13 protein-coding genes and 2 tRNA genes are annotated in these 15,046 nt (G+C 53.1%); 6 read left to right on the top strand and 9 right to left on the bottom strand.

The window, feature by feature from the left end; translation table 11 throughout:
- The first annotated feature begins 24 nt into the window (after window positions 1-24).
- Together ACFQUU_RS20340 and ACFQUU_RS20335 are read left to right on the top strand one after the other, a co-directional pair.
- Window positions 25-1,320 carry a c-type cytochrome gene (locus ACFQUU_RS20340; RefSeq protein WP_382249945.1) on the top strand — a complete coding sequence of 432 codons (1,296 nt, stop codon included), beginning with the start codon at window positions 25-27 and terminating at the stop codon, window positions 1,318-1,320.
- 224 nt (window positions 1,321-1,544) lie between these two features.
- Complete coding sequence (locus tag ACFQUU_RS20335) at window positions 1,545-1,718, top strand: DUF2970 domain-containing protein (RefSeq protein ID WP_382249944.1); 174 nt, start codon at window positions 1,545-1,547, stop codon at window positions 1,716-1,718.
- A gap of 31 nt (window positions 1,719-1,749) precedes the next feature.
- Here the strand turns inward: ACFQUU_RS20335 and ACFQUU_RS20330 are convergent, their stop codons facing one another.
- The 8 genes from ACFQUU_RS20330 to ACFQUU_RS20295 all read right to left on the bottom strand — a co-directional run bounded on the left by ACFQUU_RS20330 (window position 1,750) and on the right by ACFQUU_RS20295 (window position 11,928).
- Complete coding sequence (locus ACFQUU_RS20330) at window positions 1,750-3,543, bottom strand: PHA/PHB synthase family protein (protein WP_382249943.1); 1,794 nt, start codon at window positions 3,541-3,543, stop codon at window positions 1,750-1,752.
- Window positions 3,544-4,028: 485 nt separating this feature from the next.
- Entirely contained in the window at window positions 4,029-4,961 is a 933-nt protein-coding gene (locus ACFQUU_RS20325; protein WP_382249942.1) for a crotonase/enoyl-CoA hydratase family protein, read from the bottom strand.
- A gap of 143 nt (window positions 4,962-5,104) precedes the next feature.
- Complete coding sequence (locus ACFQUU_RS20320; protein WP_382249941.1) at window positions 5,105-5,746, bottom strand: TenA family transcriptional regulator; 642 nt, start codon at window positions 5,744-5,746, stop codon at window positions 5,105-5,107.
- A gap of 55 nt (window positions 5,747-5,801) precedes the next feature.
- Complete coding sequence (locus ACFQUU_RS20315) at window positions 5,802-7,976, bottom strand: ATP-binding protein (RefSeq protein ID WP_382249940.1); 2,175 nt, start codon at window positions 7,974-7,976, stop codon at window positions 5,802-5,804.
- A gap of 9 nt (window positions 7,977-7,985) precedes the next feature.
- Window positions 7,986-9,215: an EAL domain-containing protein gene (locus tag ACFQUU_RS20310; protein ID WP_382249939.1), complete on the bottom strand. Its 1,230-nt coding sequence runs from the start codon at window positions 9,213-9,215 to the stop codon at window positions 7,986-7,988.
- A gap of 253 nt (window positions 9,216-9,468) precedes the next feature.
- Entirely contained in the window at window positions 9,469-9,852 is a 384-nt protein-coding gene (locus tag ACFQUU_RS20305) for a hypothetical protein (RefSeq protein WP_382249938.1), read from the bottom strand.
- A gap of 213 nt (window positions 9,853-10,065) precedes the next feature.
- Window positions 10,066-10,857, bottom strand: a complete 792-nt coding sequence (locus tag ACFQUU_RS20300; RefSeq protein ID WP_382249937.1) for a universal stress protein — start codon at window positions 10,855-10,857, stop codon at window positions 10,066-10,068.
- A gap of 75 nt (window positions 10,858-10,932) precedes the next feature.
- On the bottom strand, window positions 10,933-11,928 hold the full coding sequence (locus ACFQUU_RS20295) for a bile acid:sodium symporter family protein (RefSeq protein WP_382249936.1): 996 nt from the start codon (window positions 11,926-11,928) through the stop codon (window positions 10,933-10,935).
- A 91-nt stretch (window positions 11,929-12,019) separates the two neighbouring features.
- On the opposite strand from ACFQUU_RS20295, the gene ACFQUU_RS20290 reads away from it, so the two are divergent.
- The 4 genes from ACFQUU_RS20290 (at window position 12,020) to ACFQUU_RS20275 (ending at window position 13,791) form a co-directional block, all read left to right on the top strand.
- Entirely contained in the window at window positions 12,020-12,820 is an 801-nt protein-coding gene (locus tag ACFQUU_RS20290; RefSeq protein WP_382249935.1) for an AraC family transcriptional regulator, read from the top strand.
- A 212-nt stretch (window positions 12,821-13,032) separates the two neighbouring features.
- Window positions 13,033-13,109 (top strand) — tRNA-Arg (locus ACFQUU_RS20285).
- A gap of 99 nt (window positions 13,110-13,208) precedes the next feature.
- Window positions 13,209-13,293 (top strand) — tRNA-Leu (locus tag ACFQUU_RS20280).
- Between the two features lie 375 nt (window positions 13,294-13,668).
- Window positions 13,669-13,791, top strand: a complete 123-nt coding sequence (locus tag ACFQUU_RS20275) for a hypothetical protein (RefSeq protein ID WP_382249934.1) — start codon at window positions 13,669-13,671, stop codon at window positions 13,789-13,791.
- 50 nt (window positions 13,792-13,841) lie between these two features.
- On the opposite strand, the gene ACFQUU_RS20270 is transcribed toward ACFQUU_RS20275, so the two are convergent.
- Entirely contained in the window at window positions 13,842-14,783 is a 942-nt protein-coding gene (locus ACFQUU_RS20270) for a DUF4214 domain-containing protein (RefSeq protein WP_382249933.1), read from the bottom strand.
- Window positions 14,784-15,046 lie beyond the last annotated feature (263 nt).

Raw genomic sequence — 15,046 nt, 5'->3', positions numbered from 1 at the left:
GAAGTCAGGAGCTTAGGAGCCCACATGAAACGATTTTTATTGCCGATAGTTGCCGGTGTTTTCATCCTTGTTGCCATTCCGGCTTTCATACTGATGCGGGATATGTTTGTCGACCCGCTGAAAGTAAGCACAAGCAGCGCGCCGACCGAAATGGCTGGTGAGGCCTCGCGTGGGAGCTACCTTGCGCGTGCAGGTAACTGCATGGCGTGCCATACCGTACGTGGCGGCATGGCGTATGCCGGCGGGCGGGCTATCAGTACGCCGTATGGTGACATCTATACGTCCAATATCACCCCCGATCCAGAGACTGGAATCGGCACCTGGTCGTCCGACGATTTCTGGAGAGCGCTGCATCATGGCAAATCGAAGAGCGGCCGCCTGCTGTATCCCGCATTCCCTTATACAAATTACACCAACGTCACGCGCGCGGATTCGGATGCGCTGTTCGCCTATCTGAAAACCATTCCTCCCGTGCGGCAGGAGAATCGCACACATGCCTTGCGTTTCCCATATAACCAACCGATTGTGTTAGCTGCATGGCGGGGACTGTACTTTCGCCCGGGCGAATATGTGCCCGCCGATCACCAGAATGCACAATGGAACCGCGGCGCCTATCTGGTAAAAGGGCTTGGCCATTGCAGCGCCTGCCACACCGCTAGAAACGCACTAGGTGCCAGCTCAACGAAAAATGATTTGGCCGGAGGAATGATGCCGGTGTCAAACTGGTATGCCTCCGCGTTGACTTCAAGCGGCGAGGAAGGTCTTGGCGATTGGCGGGTTAAGGATGTGAGGGATTTTCTGCATACCGGGGTGTCGGCACGCGGAGCCGCTTTTGGTCCAATGGCAGGAGTCGTCAGCACCAGCCTGCAGCACCTGTCGGGTGACGACATCGAGGCGATGGCCATCTACCTGAAATCCATAGCGCCTGGCACCATGCCCGTAGCACGAAGCGCTCCGACCGAAAGATCGCCTGAAGCAACTGCCGTTCTCGAGGACGGCGGGCGCCTTTACGAACGTCACTGCGCTGAATGCCATCTGGCGAACGGAAAAGGTGCGGGCATCGCCTATCCCCCGTTAGCCGGCAGTTCCACGTTGCATGCGCCGTCACCGGTTAACGCCATACGCATCGTCCTCAATGGAGGATTCGCGCCTGTGACACACGGCAATCCGCGACCTTATGGCATGCCGCCATTTGGCACAACGCTAAGCGATTACGAGATTGCCGCAGTCGTTTCTTATATTCGGACAAGTTGGGGAAATGACAGTCCTATGGTCACCCCGATCGACGTCATGCGTTTTCGTGGCATACCCGCAGATTAGAAACGCGACCAGGTATTCATGGATTTGATGGTTACGTGCGCTGACCAAAAACGTAGCGAGGAAAGGGACATCAGGAAAAGCAATCATGGATTCTTCTTGTGCTTCCGGATGCCTGTTCCTGCGACCGTGCACCGGCTCCGATCAAGGGTAGAAGCGTGCATTAACTAAAAGGAGTATTGACTATGACCGACAGGAACAACAACACAACGAATGCCCGATCTTTTATGAGCACGATGATTGCAATTGCGTGGTCATTCATCGGACTTCGCCGACGCAAGGATTTCGATGAGGATGTCGCAGGCGGATTTAATTATGTCTACGTCATCGGCTGCGCACTGATTACGGTGAGCGCGTTTATCGGTGTGCTTCTGACCGCTGTGCATTTCGCAGTGACGTGACAGGCCAGTCTATGGCCTCGCGCGGTTTTCCTTACGTCACCATTACGTAGGTGCCGGGTGCGGAGCATAGGGCTTTACCCATGGGCGGCGGGCGCACGGATTCACCCGAACTTGCTTTCAGCCACAATTCCCATGCTGGCCACCACGAGCCATCAGTTGTCGGCACCATCGCTTCCCATGTGTCGGGATCGATGTAGGCATCGTCGTGCCGATGCCGGGCTACCTGATAGCTTCGTTTCGGCTGCCCGGGTGGCGAGACCACACCCGCATTATGGCCACCGCTGGTCAGCAGGAATGTCACCTCGGTATCGGCAAGCAAGTGGATCTTGAATACCGACCGCCATGGTGCAACGTGATCGGTTAATGTACCAACCGCGAAAATCGGGACACGGATATCCGTGATTGCGATCGTTCTTCCGTGGACCCGGTACCTTCCTTCGGCGAAGTCGTTTCCTAGAAACAAGCGACGCAAATACTCGGAATGCATGCGGTATGGCATGCGCGTCGCGTCGGCGTTCCATGCGGCAAGATCATTACGGCGCTCAGGCTGCCCGAGGATATACTGGTTTAACCGGCGTGACCAGATCAGGTCGTTCGAGCGCAATAGCTGAAAAGCGCCTGCCATCTGTTTGGTATCGAGAAATCCCTGATCCCACATACTTGCTTCGAGCTGCGCGATCTGGCTCTCGTCGATAAACAGGGAAAGCTCTCCCGGCTCGGTGAAGTCCACCTGGGCGGCAAAAAGTGAAATGCTCGACAGGCGCTCGTCGCCGTCGCGGGCCATGGTTGCTGCCGCGATCGACAGCAGGGTGCCGCCGAGGCAGTAGCCGACTGCATTGAGCTTGTCGCAGCCGGTGACTCCCGTGATGGCATCGATAGCCGCCATGATGCCTAACTGACGATAGTCTTCCATGGACAAATCGCGGTCTTTAACACCTGGATTTTTCCATGAGATCATGAATACCGTATAACCCTGGTTGACCAGGTAGCGCACCAGGCTGTTTTCAGGCGATAGATCGAGGATGTAGTATTTCATGATCCATGCCGGCACAAAGAGGACAGGGCGGGCATGCACCGCAGATGTCGTCGGCGTGTACTGGATCAATTCAATGAGGCGGTTCCGGTAAATCACTTTGCCCGGGGTTATTCCCAGCGACTTGCCGACGCAAAGGTCGTCCGCAAAGCTATGCGGAATGCCCGTCATCAAAGCTTCAATATCTTTCCATTCCTTGACCGCGCCACGGACCACGTTCGCTCCGTTGCTGCGGACGGTCTCCTGAATCGCGTCCGGATTGGTAGGTAGATAATTGGATGGCGACAGTGTGTCAAGCAATTGGCGTGCAACGAAGGTCACGACCTGCTCGTGGTGACGAGACACACCGACCACACCGGTTGTTGCACGATGCCACCACTGCTGCGTCAGCAAAAACCCTTGTGAAAACACGTCAAACGGCCATTGATTCCATCCTTCGCCCGCGAAGCGCTTATCCTGTGGCAGCGGTTCAACGCGCTGCCGGTGCACATCCTCTAAATGGAGGAAAGAGTGTGCATGGAGCGACTGCCACTGCCAATATTTCCTCCATGCTTCAAGTAGTAACTGATGCTGCTTGGAAGGGGAAAGCTGTAAATGAATAATCCAATCGCAGTACGCCAACCATAGCGAAGCCGGCGAAATATTTGCCGTCAAACGTCCCAGATAGGCGTTGAATGCACGATCCAGACTGTCTGCAGTCCCGTGGTACCAGGGGTCGTCGTGCGGAATGGTCCCAAGCCAGGCGCTACCAAGACGTTCCGTCTTGCCGGGTTCAGGTGCTGATGTGTCCATAGGTTTTCTCCCGGCGTACACAAGGTACAGGGGATTACAGGGGAATATTTGCGTTCCTGTGCCGACATCATGATGCAACTACAGCGACTCGAATCACAATGTTTAGTCGTTCTACGAGCAGTATCTCTCTCTTGCTGCTTAAGAACGTTAACGTACGTGCGCAAAAGGGAATTTGATTGATCCGCGTCAAATTGATCGGAATGAGTAAACAAGGGCCGAAGCCTTCGGCTCATTCCGGCAGGTGGGTGAGACGCGACCTCGTGCTACAGGGAACGCAATACCAATCCCAACCCATAACGCAACATGAGATCGCCTCATATTGCGCACGGATACGGCGCATTCGGGGTCAGCAGCAGGGCTGTTGGCTCCTCCTGCGCCTTGCAAAGCAAAAACCATCGACATTACTGGTTATGCTACGGGTTGGAACTGATATGAGTTCTCAGTCGGCCAATTCAGGCCTACAACACAGAAAAATCTTCTGGCTGTCACTCCACAAAGTCGTTGGCTGGATTGATCGGTTGTCCTTCCATGCGTGATGCGAGCTGACGTTGCTGCGACCGTACAAGTCGTCCCATCATCTTAAGATCCCGGTCTTCGAGCCTTAGGGCAGCATCGACCCAGACTTCGGTGATGTTCATGAGCTCATCATAGGTAACAGGATTGGTATGCCGACGACATTCATACATTGCGCGCATGCCGTTCTTCTTGCGGTTGTTGGTATGAATGAAGTCGTACACTGCGTTTTCGCCTTGACCGTCGGGTACCAGCACGTCCACCAAGCCAAGCTGGTGTAGTTCCGATGCGCTGTAAATTTTTCCACTCAAGATCATTTCTTCGGCCATTTTTGCACCGAGGCGACGCGCAAGCAGGCTGTACGCACCCATGCCCGGGAAAAGGTTGAACAGGATTTCCGGAAAACCCATCCGACTGCTTTCTTCGGCAATGATCACGTTGCTGCTTAACGCCGATTCAAACCCGCCGCCGAGTGCATCGCCCTGTATAAGTGAAATCGTCACCGCGTTCGTATCGTAACTGGTCAGGCGACCATGCAGGCAGTCGATACACATCTTGGCATAGTGCAGCAGTGCCTGGCGATCCCGGGACTTGATCAGTAAGACGAATAACGCAAGGTCACCGCCATAGTTGAAGATATGTTCCGTTTTCGACGCGCCGACGAAGTACTCAATCGGCTCAAGAGAGCCTTCGCACATGGCCTTGCCGCCATTGGCCTTAAACGATTTATGATTATCGATCAAATCATTCAACAGACCCAGATTGAAGCAAGGAGTGCCGGTGGGGTTCAGGTAGGTCCACACAGCCTTCGTTTCACGATCGTATTCGACGACGACCTGTTTGTAAGGTTTGCCGATAGTGTGGCGATGAGGTTGGAGGAATTTGACATCAGTTAAAGCATTCATTATTTAGTCCTTTTTAAGAGTTAGTGCTGCGGGACTAATGTAAATGAAGTTTGCCTTAAATGAATGCAGTTGTTTAAATTACCATCGTGCTGCCGGCCGGTTGATGGCCGCGCGCCGGCAGCAAAGAGAAAAACCTGACCGTCTTATTGCGAAAGAAACTGGCTGAACAGGTAGAAGTTCATATGAATCGCGTTGATGACCATCTTTTGGACGGACTCGTCCTCGATGGTTTGCAACAATTCGCGAAGCCGGGCCATATGGTCAAGATCCATTGAGGCGTGCGACTCAAGGAACGAAAAGCCATCCGGAAGGGGTTTGTTCAGACCATTGGCTATCGACGATGCAACCTGTCCGCCATATACCGACGAGATAATTTCGAGCACGTACAACATACCAAGTACGCAGCAAGGATGGACCCGTTCCGACACGTGGTAGTTATAAGCGATCATCGCTTGCACGCTGGGAGATGGCATTGCATTTTTTGCAATTTCGGCAGGCACATTGAAATGCGCAAGGTCGTTGAGGACCATATTCTCATGACCTTTTTCTTCGTCGATATTATGGTACAGGTGATTGCGCACATCGATAAACCCGTCTGGGCAGCGGCTCGCTGCTGTGGCCATGATGGGGCAAAAGTGCCAGACAATATGGTAAAGATCCATCAGGAAGGCCTTGTAGGCGTCTTCGGTCATGCGGCCGTTCAGCATGTCCTGTACTTTAGGCAGCGCTTCCATTTCACGGCGGCTGGTGTCGGTTGCTTCTATCAGTTCAATGAAAAATGACATGGTGTTCCTGGTTGTTTCTTGTTGATGATAAGGGTGGTTTGATCAGAGACGCTGATCAATGAAGACGCGTCGATGAAGGTGTGGCATGCCGTGACCTGCGATAGGGAACGAGCAAATGATCAGTTCGTAAGAGGGCGCTGCGCAGTTCGGATACGACCGGCCCGGCGTTCTGGACAAGGTCGGATATTGCAAGTTTATCTATGCGTTCGCAGACGGCGCACAGGCCGATTGCGCCCACACCCAATGCGGTGCCCTTCAGGGCATGTGCAATACGTTTTGCTTCGGCAGGGCGCTGCAGTGCTAGTGCGTTTTCAATTCTCGAAATAATTACTGCCACTTCGGTTGAAAAATCGTCAATCAGGCCGTCGACAAAATCACGGGTATGGCTTATCCGGTCAAGCTGATCCAGGGTGGAAAAATCGACAAAGTTACTCACCGATGTATCCGGTTCGGGGGCAGGCTCAGGCACTGAGGCCGGAATTGCAGTGACAAGTTCACCGATGGTCTTGAGCAAGACATCAGATTGGATCGGTTTGGAAAGAAATGCATCAAAACCGGCACCCAGGCATTCTTGCTGAAGCTCGTTGCTGACGTCGGCAGACAGCATGATGAAGGGTAAGCGAGTGCCGGCGGGGCGCGTGTATTGATAGGCGCGGAAGACATCGATGCCGTTCATGTCCGGCATATTCATGTCCAGGATGACCAGATCGAATGTGCGGTGCTCAAGTATTTCGAGCACTTCATCTCCGTTCTCAACCGTCTCGGCGTGATGTCCCGCGCGTTCCAGTATCTGAGCCACCACGCGCCGGTTGGTTTCGTTGTCATCGGCAATCAGGACTGTGTAATGCTTGAATGAATCAGGTGTGCGTAAACTGACCGGTGAAGCCGATATCAACGTTGTCGATGGCTCAGCAAGGAAAGTAGGGGCATGTGTAGGGGTATGTGTATCGGCATGGCGCCCAAAGCGCAAGTCAAACCAGAAAGTGCTTCCCATGCCCTCGACGCTGCGGAAGCCGATGCGGCCACCCATCAACTCGACCAGCTGTTTCGCAATCGTGGTGCCAAGTCCGGTCCCACCATACTTGCGCGTCGTTGACGGGTCGGCTTGTGTAAAGCTTTCAAAAATATGGGCCTTTGCCTTGGGATTGATGCCGATACCGGTATCTTCGACCTCGAACAAAATCTGCGCTTGCATATCCTGCACTGCGAGTGCGGCAATGCGAAGGGTCACGGAACCCTGGCTTGTAAACTTGATTGCATTTGACAGGAAATTTGTCAGAACCTGCCGCAGGAGAGTGGGATCACCGACCAGTTGCAATGGTACGTCTCTCTGTATTTCTATCCGCAGGTCGAGCCCCTTTTCTTCTGCCTGGTGCCTGAACAACCTGCGCGTATCTTCGATCACCGTGACCAGATCGAATGCGGTGGCCTCGACAGTCAGCTTGCCCGCTTCAATCTTTGAAAAATCCAGCACGTCATCAACCAACGCCAACAAGAGCTTGGACGCACTGTCCAGGCTACGCACCATTTCTTTCTGGTCTCGGTTCAGTTCAGTGCTTCGCAATAGATCCGACATGCCGATAATGGCATTCAGCGGAGTGCGCATTTCATGGCTGACCGACGACACGAAACGACGTTTAGCCAGGTTTGCTGCTTCTGCCGTTGCGAGTGCCTGCGTCAGTCGCCGAACCAGCGTAGCGAGGTAAAGCGAAATCACGACCATGCCAACGGCCAGTCCGAAGCCGATTGCCTGCTTGTCATCCCAATAAGACTGCGTTGCCACGACTGTTGTAAACCCCGCAAACGCGAGCGTCAGTGTGTAATACAGATAAGCGGTGCCAAACCGAAATCCGTGCCCGATGATGAACCACAGATAAAGACAGAATAGCGGCGCGGCAAGATCCGGTGTCGCGTAGATAAAGTAAGTCGTATTGGCGACATCGGTCGTGATCGCGGCGATCCGTCGGAAGGTGCTGTAGGGCTTGCCGATACGGATGGCGACGATAAGGCTGATACACACAACCAGCCAGAGCGCCATGACGAGGTCGTTGACCAGCCACCATGCTTCCTGCCGCTGAGGCGAACCCCAAGTGCCGAAGGTGTAATAACTGATCAGGAGGAGACCGATTGCCAGCCTGATTACAGCTTGCTCCAGTTCGGGTCGTTTGATCGCCCTTTCCGAAAGATCAGTTCTGGACCCGCGTCCCGAATCCCGAAATCCCGTAGTCATCCGACGCGACTAACCAGGCCGCCGGGCCGATGCGAGGAACTTCATCAGGTCCATCTGATTCATCGGCTTGGCAAGGAAGTAGCCCTGACCGGTCTCGCAACCGAGCTTGCGGATGAAGTCAAGCTCGGCACGGGTTTCCACGCCTTCCGCGACAGTATGCAAATCCAGTTTTTTCGCCAGGTCGACAATCGACTCGGCGATGAGCGTCGTTTTTCGGTTTTCGGTTGCGCCCGAGACGAAGTTGCGATCGATCTTGATTTCGGTAAAAGGCATTTCGCTCAATTGAAGCAGCGATGAATATCCTGTCCCGAAGTCATCGACTGAAATGGCGAAGCCTTGCATGCGCAATCTTGTCAGCGACTCCATCAGCCCTGACACATTCTGTGACACTGCGGTCTCGGTGACTTCGATTGTGATCCTGCCGGGCGCAATGCCGTAGCGCCGTACGAGGCTGCCGATCTGGTTCGGCATATCAGTATTTTGCAGTGTTAACGGCGAAAGATTGATTGCCATGCCGATATCGCAACCAATCTGCGACCACTCCCTGGCGCACTTTAAGGCGTGTGAAAACAGGCTGTCGCTCAATGCATCGATCAAGCCTGCTTCTTCCATCGCCGGCACAAAGGCTGCAGGTGACAGAATGCCAAAAACCGGATGTGCCCATCTTGCCAACATTTCGACACCACTGGGCATGCCGGTTTCAAGGCAGAATTTCGGTTGAAAGTAGGGAATAAACTGGTCCTTGGTCAATCCTTCACGGATCTCTGAGGTGGTATGCACCACCTTAACGGCACTCGCAGAACCCGTCGCCTCCTGCGCCTCGGCCTTTTTGCAATCGACCAGCATGCCCTTTAGAGAATCAATGTTTACCGGCTTGGGAAGCACGCCAAGCAACCTGGTGTTATAGCTGCGCAATACCGCCTCGGCAGAAGCCAGCAAACTGGTGTCGATTGCAGAAGTAACAATAAAGGACTTGACGCTATAGTTGGCTGCGCGGCGGATGAATTCGATGCCGTCCATGCCCTCCATGCGGAGATCGCAGATCGCAACGTCAAATTCACCTTGCGTTCGTTTCAGCGCATCCAATGCTGCGGAGCCGTCACCTGCGCTTTCGACAGCGGTAATGCCGAGATGATGAAGGACACCAACCAGCAGGTTGCGCTGGAAGGATTGGTCTTCAAGGACCAGGACTTTCAATCCTGATATGGTATTGGCGACTGCGTCAGGTTGTGATGTCATGCCGATTGTGAATTGGTTAGTCAGTAGACAGGATCTGCTTGCATTGCTGGAATCGCTGACGACACACCACTAAATTGCTTTACATCAATATTACTGCATTCTACGGCACAACGTCGCCGTCAAAAGCTTGATAAGACGTATTTTTTAATTGACACCCCAAGACATCATGCCATATGACGAGCTTCCTAAAACAAAAAGCGTTGCCGGAGTTGCAAAAGTGCGACCGTTGATACTTCAGGATAAACGGTCCGTTTTAAAGGCTATTAAGAATACGCCGTACTGTTGCATGTTCGATTATTAGTGCCGGATCGTTTTGAAGAACGTCCAGATAGCGCCTGGTGAACTCCAGGGGGTTATCGTCGTCCGACGATATCAGTCGGCGCGCCTGGGCGTAGATTGCCACAACACTCGGTTCATCGATAGTTTCAGCGTCGCTCAGTGCATCGACATCAACCATGAATTCGCTAAGCCCATGCAGCCATTCGAACTGCGGATGGCGGGTCAAAAGCTGTAACAGTTGACTGGCGTCGACTTGCCCCCATTCACGCTCATAGTCTTTCTGTACAACTTTCACCAACGCCTGGTGCAGGCTCCTCAGTGCTTGCGTTAAGTCGACTAATGCCTTCTTCGTGTCCATGCTACCCTTTCTGTGAAGTGGATCGAGACCCACGAGACATCCTTTTCAAATGGCGGTGAACGAAACACATCAATGCGGCCCTCGGAATTGCTGAGGAATCCGCGCAGTTTCTACTATGATGATATGCAATTTCAGCCAATCGCGTCGGTGCCGGGATACCCTGTGTTCATCGCCGCACGGACCAGTTCCTCCGCGACATGACGAAAGCGGTTCTTAGAGTTTGTAAGAGGACAGCGCGGGCATTATCCGTTGGGGCTTACGTGTCGTACCGTTGGGAGCCGCCGGAGAAATGCCTTGCTTGCTCATTCGGCGCGGCACAACCAGCACATCGGCGCTGGTACAGTTTGCGATACGTGATGCTGCACTTCCAAACAGAATGTCTTTCAGACCTCGCTGCTCTTGAGGGGCGATCAGTATCAGGTCCGCGTCCATCCTGGCGGCGTAATTAGCGATCACGGAAAACGTAGGGCCAAAATGTGCAACGTGAGATACCAGATTGTCAAACGGCTGAAGTTGATCGGTGAAGTGCACTAATTTCGCAATTATCTGCTCATGTGAATTCAGACGTTGCGAACAAATATCCCCCGATGCACGACTAGCCTCATGCAGTGAGTCCTCAGGCCCATGAAAGGCGTGCAGAAAGACAATTTGGGCGTAAGGAAAACAGGCGACAGCGAACTCGGCTGCAATTCTCGCTCTCTCGGTAAAGTCAACCGGAACAAGGATCTTTCGATGGCAAGCCCGGCTGTCTGCCCTACAGAGAAGTATGGGGTGCGTCGCAGTCCACAGTACCCGGTCGTTGTACCGCTCAAGCAGAAACTTGCCTACAGCATTGGTACTGCCCGTCCGTCGAACCATGAATTCTGACACCGAAGTTCTGTACTGTGCGGGAAACTTGAATGGAATCTTGCCATCCGTTGTTAGTGAAAAATGTTTTGCAGTTGGCGGGGACTCGATAGTGCCCACAATGCTTTCCCTGGGCAGACGTTTTCGGGGCTGCTTCATTTTCCACCTCGCAGAAAACAACAGACGTTCGTCAGCACACGCAGCTTGTCCGGCAACCCGGACTTACGTGGTAATTTATTTAGCGAATGCTGCCCCGACATCCGCCGCGTTATCGCGCCGCGCGTATCGCTGTGCCAGCACCGCGCAGACCATCAATTGGATCTGATGAAAAATCATCAGCGGCAACAGGAGCGGACCGATCGAAGCACCCGCGAACAGCATGTGCGCCATCGGAACACCGGTAGCCATACTCTTTTTCGATCCACAGAAAACGGCCGTGATCTCGTCTTCCTTGCTGAACCCTAATGAGCGTGAGATGGTCGTCGTCACAAAAAGCAGTAGGGCAAGCAAAAAGCAGCATACCAACGTTAATGAGATCAACGCCAAAGGAGGCACGGCTTGCCACAGGCCACCGATCACGGATGCACTGAAAGCGGTATAGACCACAAGCAGGATTGAGCTCTGGTCCACGCGAGCCAGCGTTGAGCGATGCCGTTCGATCCACTGCCCGATCCATGGGCGTAGAAGATGACCAGCTAGAAAAGGCAACAGCAACTGAACCGCGATATGAACGATGGCGTCCACGGTAGAACGCCCCGTGTCGTTTGCGTGCAGGAGGATGCTCAGCAAAAGCGGCGTAACGACAATCCCGATCAGACTGGATGCGGAGGCACTACATACGGCTGCCGGAACATTGCCGCGGGCAAGCGAGGTAAATGCGATTGCTGACTGGACGGTTCCCGGCAATACGCACAGATACAGGACCCCCATGTACAGGTCTGCGCCAAGCAAGGGTTCCAGAACAGGCTTGAGCGCCCAGCCAATAGCGGGGAAAAGCACAAATGTAAATCCAAAAACCAGCACGTGCAGCCGCCAATGCATCGCACCGGCAATAATCGCCTGCCGTGACAGTTTGGCTCCGTGCATGAAAAAGAGAAGAGCAACGGCAAAGCTTGTTACCGCCTCGAAGATCACCGCACCTTCACCGTAAACCGGGAAGAAACTGGCGACAGCGATCACCACGATAAGTAACACGGTGAAGTTGTCAAATAAGGAACGCAGACGTGACATGAGAACCATAAAATCAAATATAAAACCCGCTTGCAGGGCGACTGCCGATACATTACCGTGTTGTTTTGCGAACGTTTATCGCTAAACTGATATGAAACATCGTCAATCGGACACGTCTGCTGTTTCCCAAGCTGAGCTCGACGCCCTGACCGCGTTGCCTAGACCAGTCTATGGGAGCGTTCAGGGCCTTCCAAACGTTGCTATCGGACATCGGCATATTCATAAGTGGGTGCAACTGTCGTATGCAATTCGTGGTGTCATTGAAGTATCCACCGCAACAGGGCGGTTCGTCGCGCCGCCACATCGCGCAATCTGGATACCCGCGTGCGTATCGCACTCCGTACGCAGTGCGCCCGACACAGAAATCAGAAGCCTTTACATCGATCCGGATGCAGTTGCCTATCATCCTGCGTGTCGGGTGCTCGTGGTAACACCGTTAATGCGGGAACTGATCCGCACCTTTAGTGAGTTTCGCGTTGAATACGACGAAGAGGGCAGCGAAGGACGTCTCGCCCGTGTCCTGCTTGATCAGCTAGCTGCGGCACCGGAGGCTGATCTCGCTCTACCATGGCCGAATGACCGGCGCCTCCGAAAGTTGTGTGAGGAACTGCAGGCAAAGCCGGATAGTCGCAAAAATCTGTCCGACTACAGCCAGCAAATGCAGCTGTCGGAACGCTCGCTCAGCCGCTTATTTGTCCAGGAAACAGGCTTGAGTTTCCGGCGCTGGCGGCAGCGATCAAGGCTGCTTAGTTCCTTACCGTTGCTTGAACGTGGCGACCGCGTGACCGACGTGGCTTTAGCCTGCGGATATGAAAGCATGTCTGCTTTCGTTGCCGCGTTTCGCGAGCAGATGGGGATGACGCCAGGTGAACTGGTTGCGGGAAAAACCTGACACAACACGCTTGGAGCTTTCAGATCAGCGGCTCGGTTTATGCTCGGTCGAAAATTCTTTCGATGCGTGGGGGCTCGATTAAATGGACTTTAAACGAATAGCTATTACGTCCATGCTGGCTGGACTTCGTACAACGACATAGCCATTTTGGAATATTGTCATCATGATCAGATTTCCGATTTTGCCTTCTGCATGCTATACTCCCGCGCTTTGCGGCTGTAGCTCAGCTGGATAGAGTACTTGGCTACGAACCAAGGGGTCGTGGGTTCGATTCCTGCCAGCCGCACCAGTATTTGTCATGAAAGGGATTGTGGTTATCTCCTCAATCCCTTTCTATTGGTTCCATGCGATTTTGTTTTGAGTGCATGGACATGACAATCTGTGGAATGCCCAGATGGTGGAATTGGTAGACACGCAGCGTTGAGGTCGCTGTGCCGAAAGGTGTGGAGGTTCGAGTCCTCTTTTGGGCACCAACGAGTTTTAAGATTTATCCCTCGTTTTACCGCACAGTCAGTAAATTCAACTTAAGGCTGTCCGGCTTTTCTATTCCCCTAAGTTCGCACGACACCGCGTAAAACCGCGCGTTCCTGTTTCCCATTACGCCAAATCGCCACTTTTGCAACTTTGCAAAACTTTGCTTGGTTGTAATCACTTCATTTCTTAAAAAACCAAACGGCGCGTGCTGAGTTGCTTGCCGAGAGTCCACGCGAGTCGGCCATCTGATCTGCACCGCGATGTCTGGTTGATGGACCAAGAACCAACAATGCAATAAGAATCCTATTCAACGCGGCGTGCGGGTATCAGTGATCTAGAGCGCTTTCACCCTGACCGGGCCAGACGAGGCTGAGGTGATTTGGCTGCGGAACAAGGCGCGCCGACGCGACATGGCGAGCCATGGCAAGGAGGCGCAACGCCGTGCCGCGGACAAAGCATCCGGCATCGTCGGTACGGTCAGGGTGAAAGCGCTCTAGTGTCCCGGAAAATACGTCCGGGACGACAATACGGTCAGGAAGAAGTGGCTTTAAAACCAGAAAGCCGGCAGCTGCGGCCCTTGTGCGACGAGCAGATCGTAGACGCTGGCCGACGCTAGCGTATCCTGGACATAAGCATCAAAATTTTGCGTTTCCTGATAGGTAATGGAACGATTGATGTAGGCGTCTATCTCCAGCACTTGTACATACTCCGCCATGTCGCTCGCAGTCAGTTTCCAGTTATGGTTATTGTCACCGTATAACTGCACCGTGATGTATCCCGGTGTCGTCGGTGACACATCCGGATGAAGGTCCATCGAAAACAGATCTGCGAATCCCGTATGCGTTGTGCCCGGCTGTATTTCCAAACCGTCGAAACCTTCCATGATGTACGACTTTTTGTCGATCTGCCAGTGGATCGCGGCATCGATGAACTCAATTGCGAAAGCTTTAGCAACGGCGCCAACCACATTCGCCAGCTCGGTATTCGTAGCCGCATTGACAGCCGGCACGGAGTGAATACTGTCCGTCACTTGGGCGAGAAGGGATTTGAGCGTGTCAGGCGCAAGCTCCTTTTGCTGCAAAATCTGTACTTCCGCAGCAAAGCTGGCAGTAGAAACACGATTGACGATAAAGGCTTTTCCAGGCGTGCCTTCAGGCGAATTCATCCCGGCATTGATCATATCGAGAACCAGTTGGCCACGCTGTCCGCTTTTATCTAAACCATCAGTCCAGTATGCCAAGCCATTCGCATCAGGGGCTTTATTGAAGACATTTTGATAAATCTTGGTCACAAAATCGGCGTTGGACAGGCCAGCTGGATATACCTGCTCGACGATCGGTAACTTGAAAATGATGTCAGCCACCTCCGCCATGCTCGTTCCTCCGGCAAGCAATGACGACCAGTATTCGAAACCGCCTTTTTCGGGCGCCCGAAGAAATCCGGCGACGTAGAGTTTGACTAATTCATTCTGCTGGCTGGTAAGCGCCATTGTTACTCCTGTTCTGTGGTGAAGTGATTTGACAGGCATTTACAAATCCCTGGGATGTCGTTGACGAATTGCAAAGTCGGTATATTATAAAACTGAGTGTTTCTATAAGACAACAACCAAAAATCACCTTTTTAAATACAGCCTTTAATCACCAATTTTGCTTAGTCGGACATGCTGGTCTTCGAAGTTTTTACTGAAGTCTTTTTGTCTTCACTTCCCGCTATTTGTCTGCCCATGTGAGTACTGCAGTGGCTTTCCACAAT

The organism is Herbaspirillum sp. GCM10030257 (assembly GCF_042666555.1).
In the GTDB taxonomy this organism is placed as follows: Bacteria; Pseudomonadota; Gammaproteobacteria; order Burkholderiales; family Burkholderiaceae_D; genus Noviherbaspirillum.
The sequence above is the reverse complement of the archived record's forward strand: the minus strand, read 5'-3'. Positions and strand labels throughout refer to the sequence as shown.

Coding starts and splice junctions, on each gene's coding strand:
- ACFQUU_RS20320 (WP_382249941.1), bottom strand. CDS start 5,746: ATGTCATTTTTCATTGAACTGATAGAAGCAACCGACACCAGCCGCCGT.
- ACFQUU_RS20315 (WP_382249940.1), bottom strand. CDS start 7,976: ATGACTACGGGATTTCGGGATTCGGGACGCGGGTCCAGAACTGATCTT.
- ACFQUU_RS20330 (WP_382249943.1), bottom strand. CDS start 3,543: ATGGACACATCAGCACCTGAACCCGGCAAGACGGAACGTCTTGGTAGC.
- ACFQUU_RS20300 (WP_382249937.1), bottom strand. CDS start 10,857: ATGAAGCAGCCCCGAAAACGTCTGCCCAGGGAAAGCATTGTGGGCACT.
- ACFQUU_RS20270 (WP_382249933.1), bottom strand. CDS start 14,783: ATGGCGCTTACCAGCCAGCAGAATGAATTAGTCAAACTCTACGTCGCC.
- ACFQUU_RS20325 (WP_382249942.1), bottom strand. CDS start 4,961: ATGAATGCTTTAACTGATGTCAAATTCCTCCAACCTCATCGCCACACT.
- ACFQUU_RS20335 (WP_382249944.1), top strand. CDS start 1,545: ATGAGCACGATGATTGCAATTGCGTGGTCATTCATCGGACTTCGCCGA.
- ACFQUU_RS20295 (WP_382249936.1), bottom strand. CDS start 11,928: ATGTCACGTCTGCGTTCCTTATTTGACAACTTCACCGTGTTACTTATC.
- ACFQUU_RS20340 (WP_382249945.1), top strand. CDS start 25: ATGAAACGATTTTTATTGCCGATAGTTGCCGGTGTTTTCATCCTTGTT.
- ACFQUU_RS20305 (WP_382249938.1), bottom strand. CDS start 9,852: ATGGACACGAAGAAGGCATTAGTCGACTTAACGCAAGCACTGAGGAGC.
- ACFQUU_RS20310 (WP_382249939.1), bottom strand. CDS start 9,215: ATGACATCACAACCTGACGCAGTCGCCAATACCATATCAGGATTGAAA.
- ACFQUU_RS20290 (WP_382249935.1), top strand. CDS start 12,020: ATGAAACATCGTCAATCGGACACGTCTGCTGTTTCCCAAGCTGAGCTC.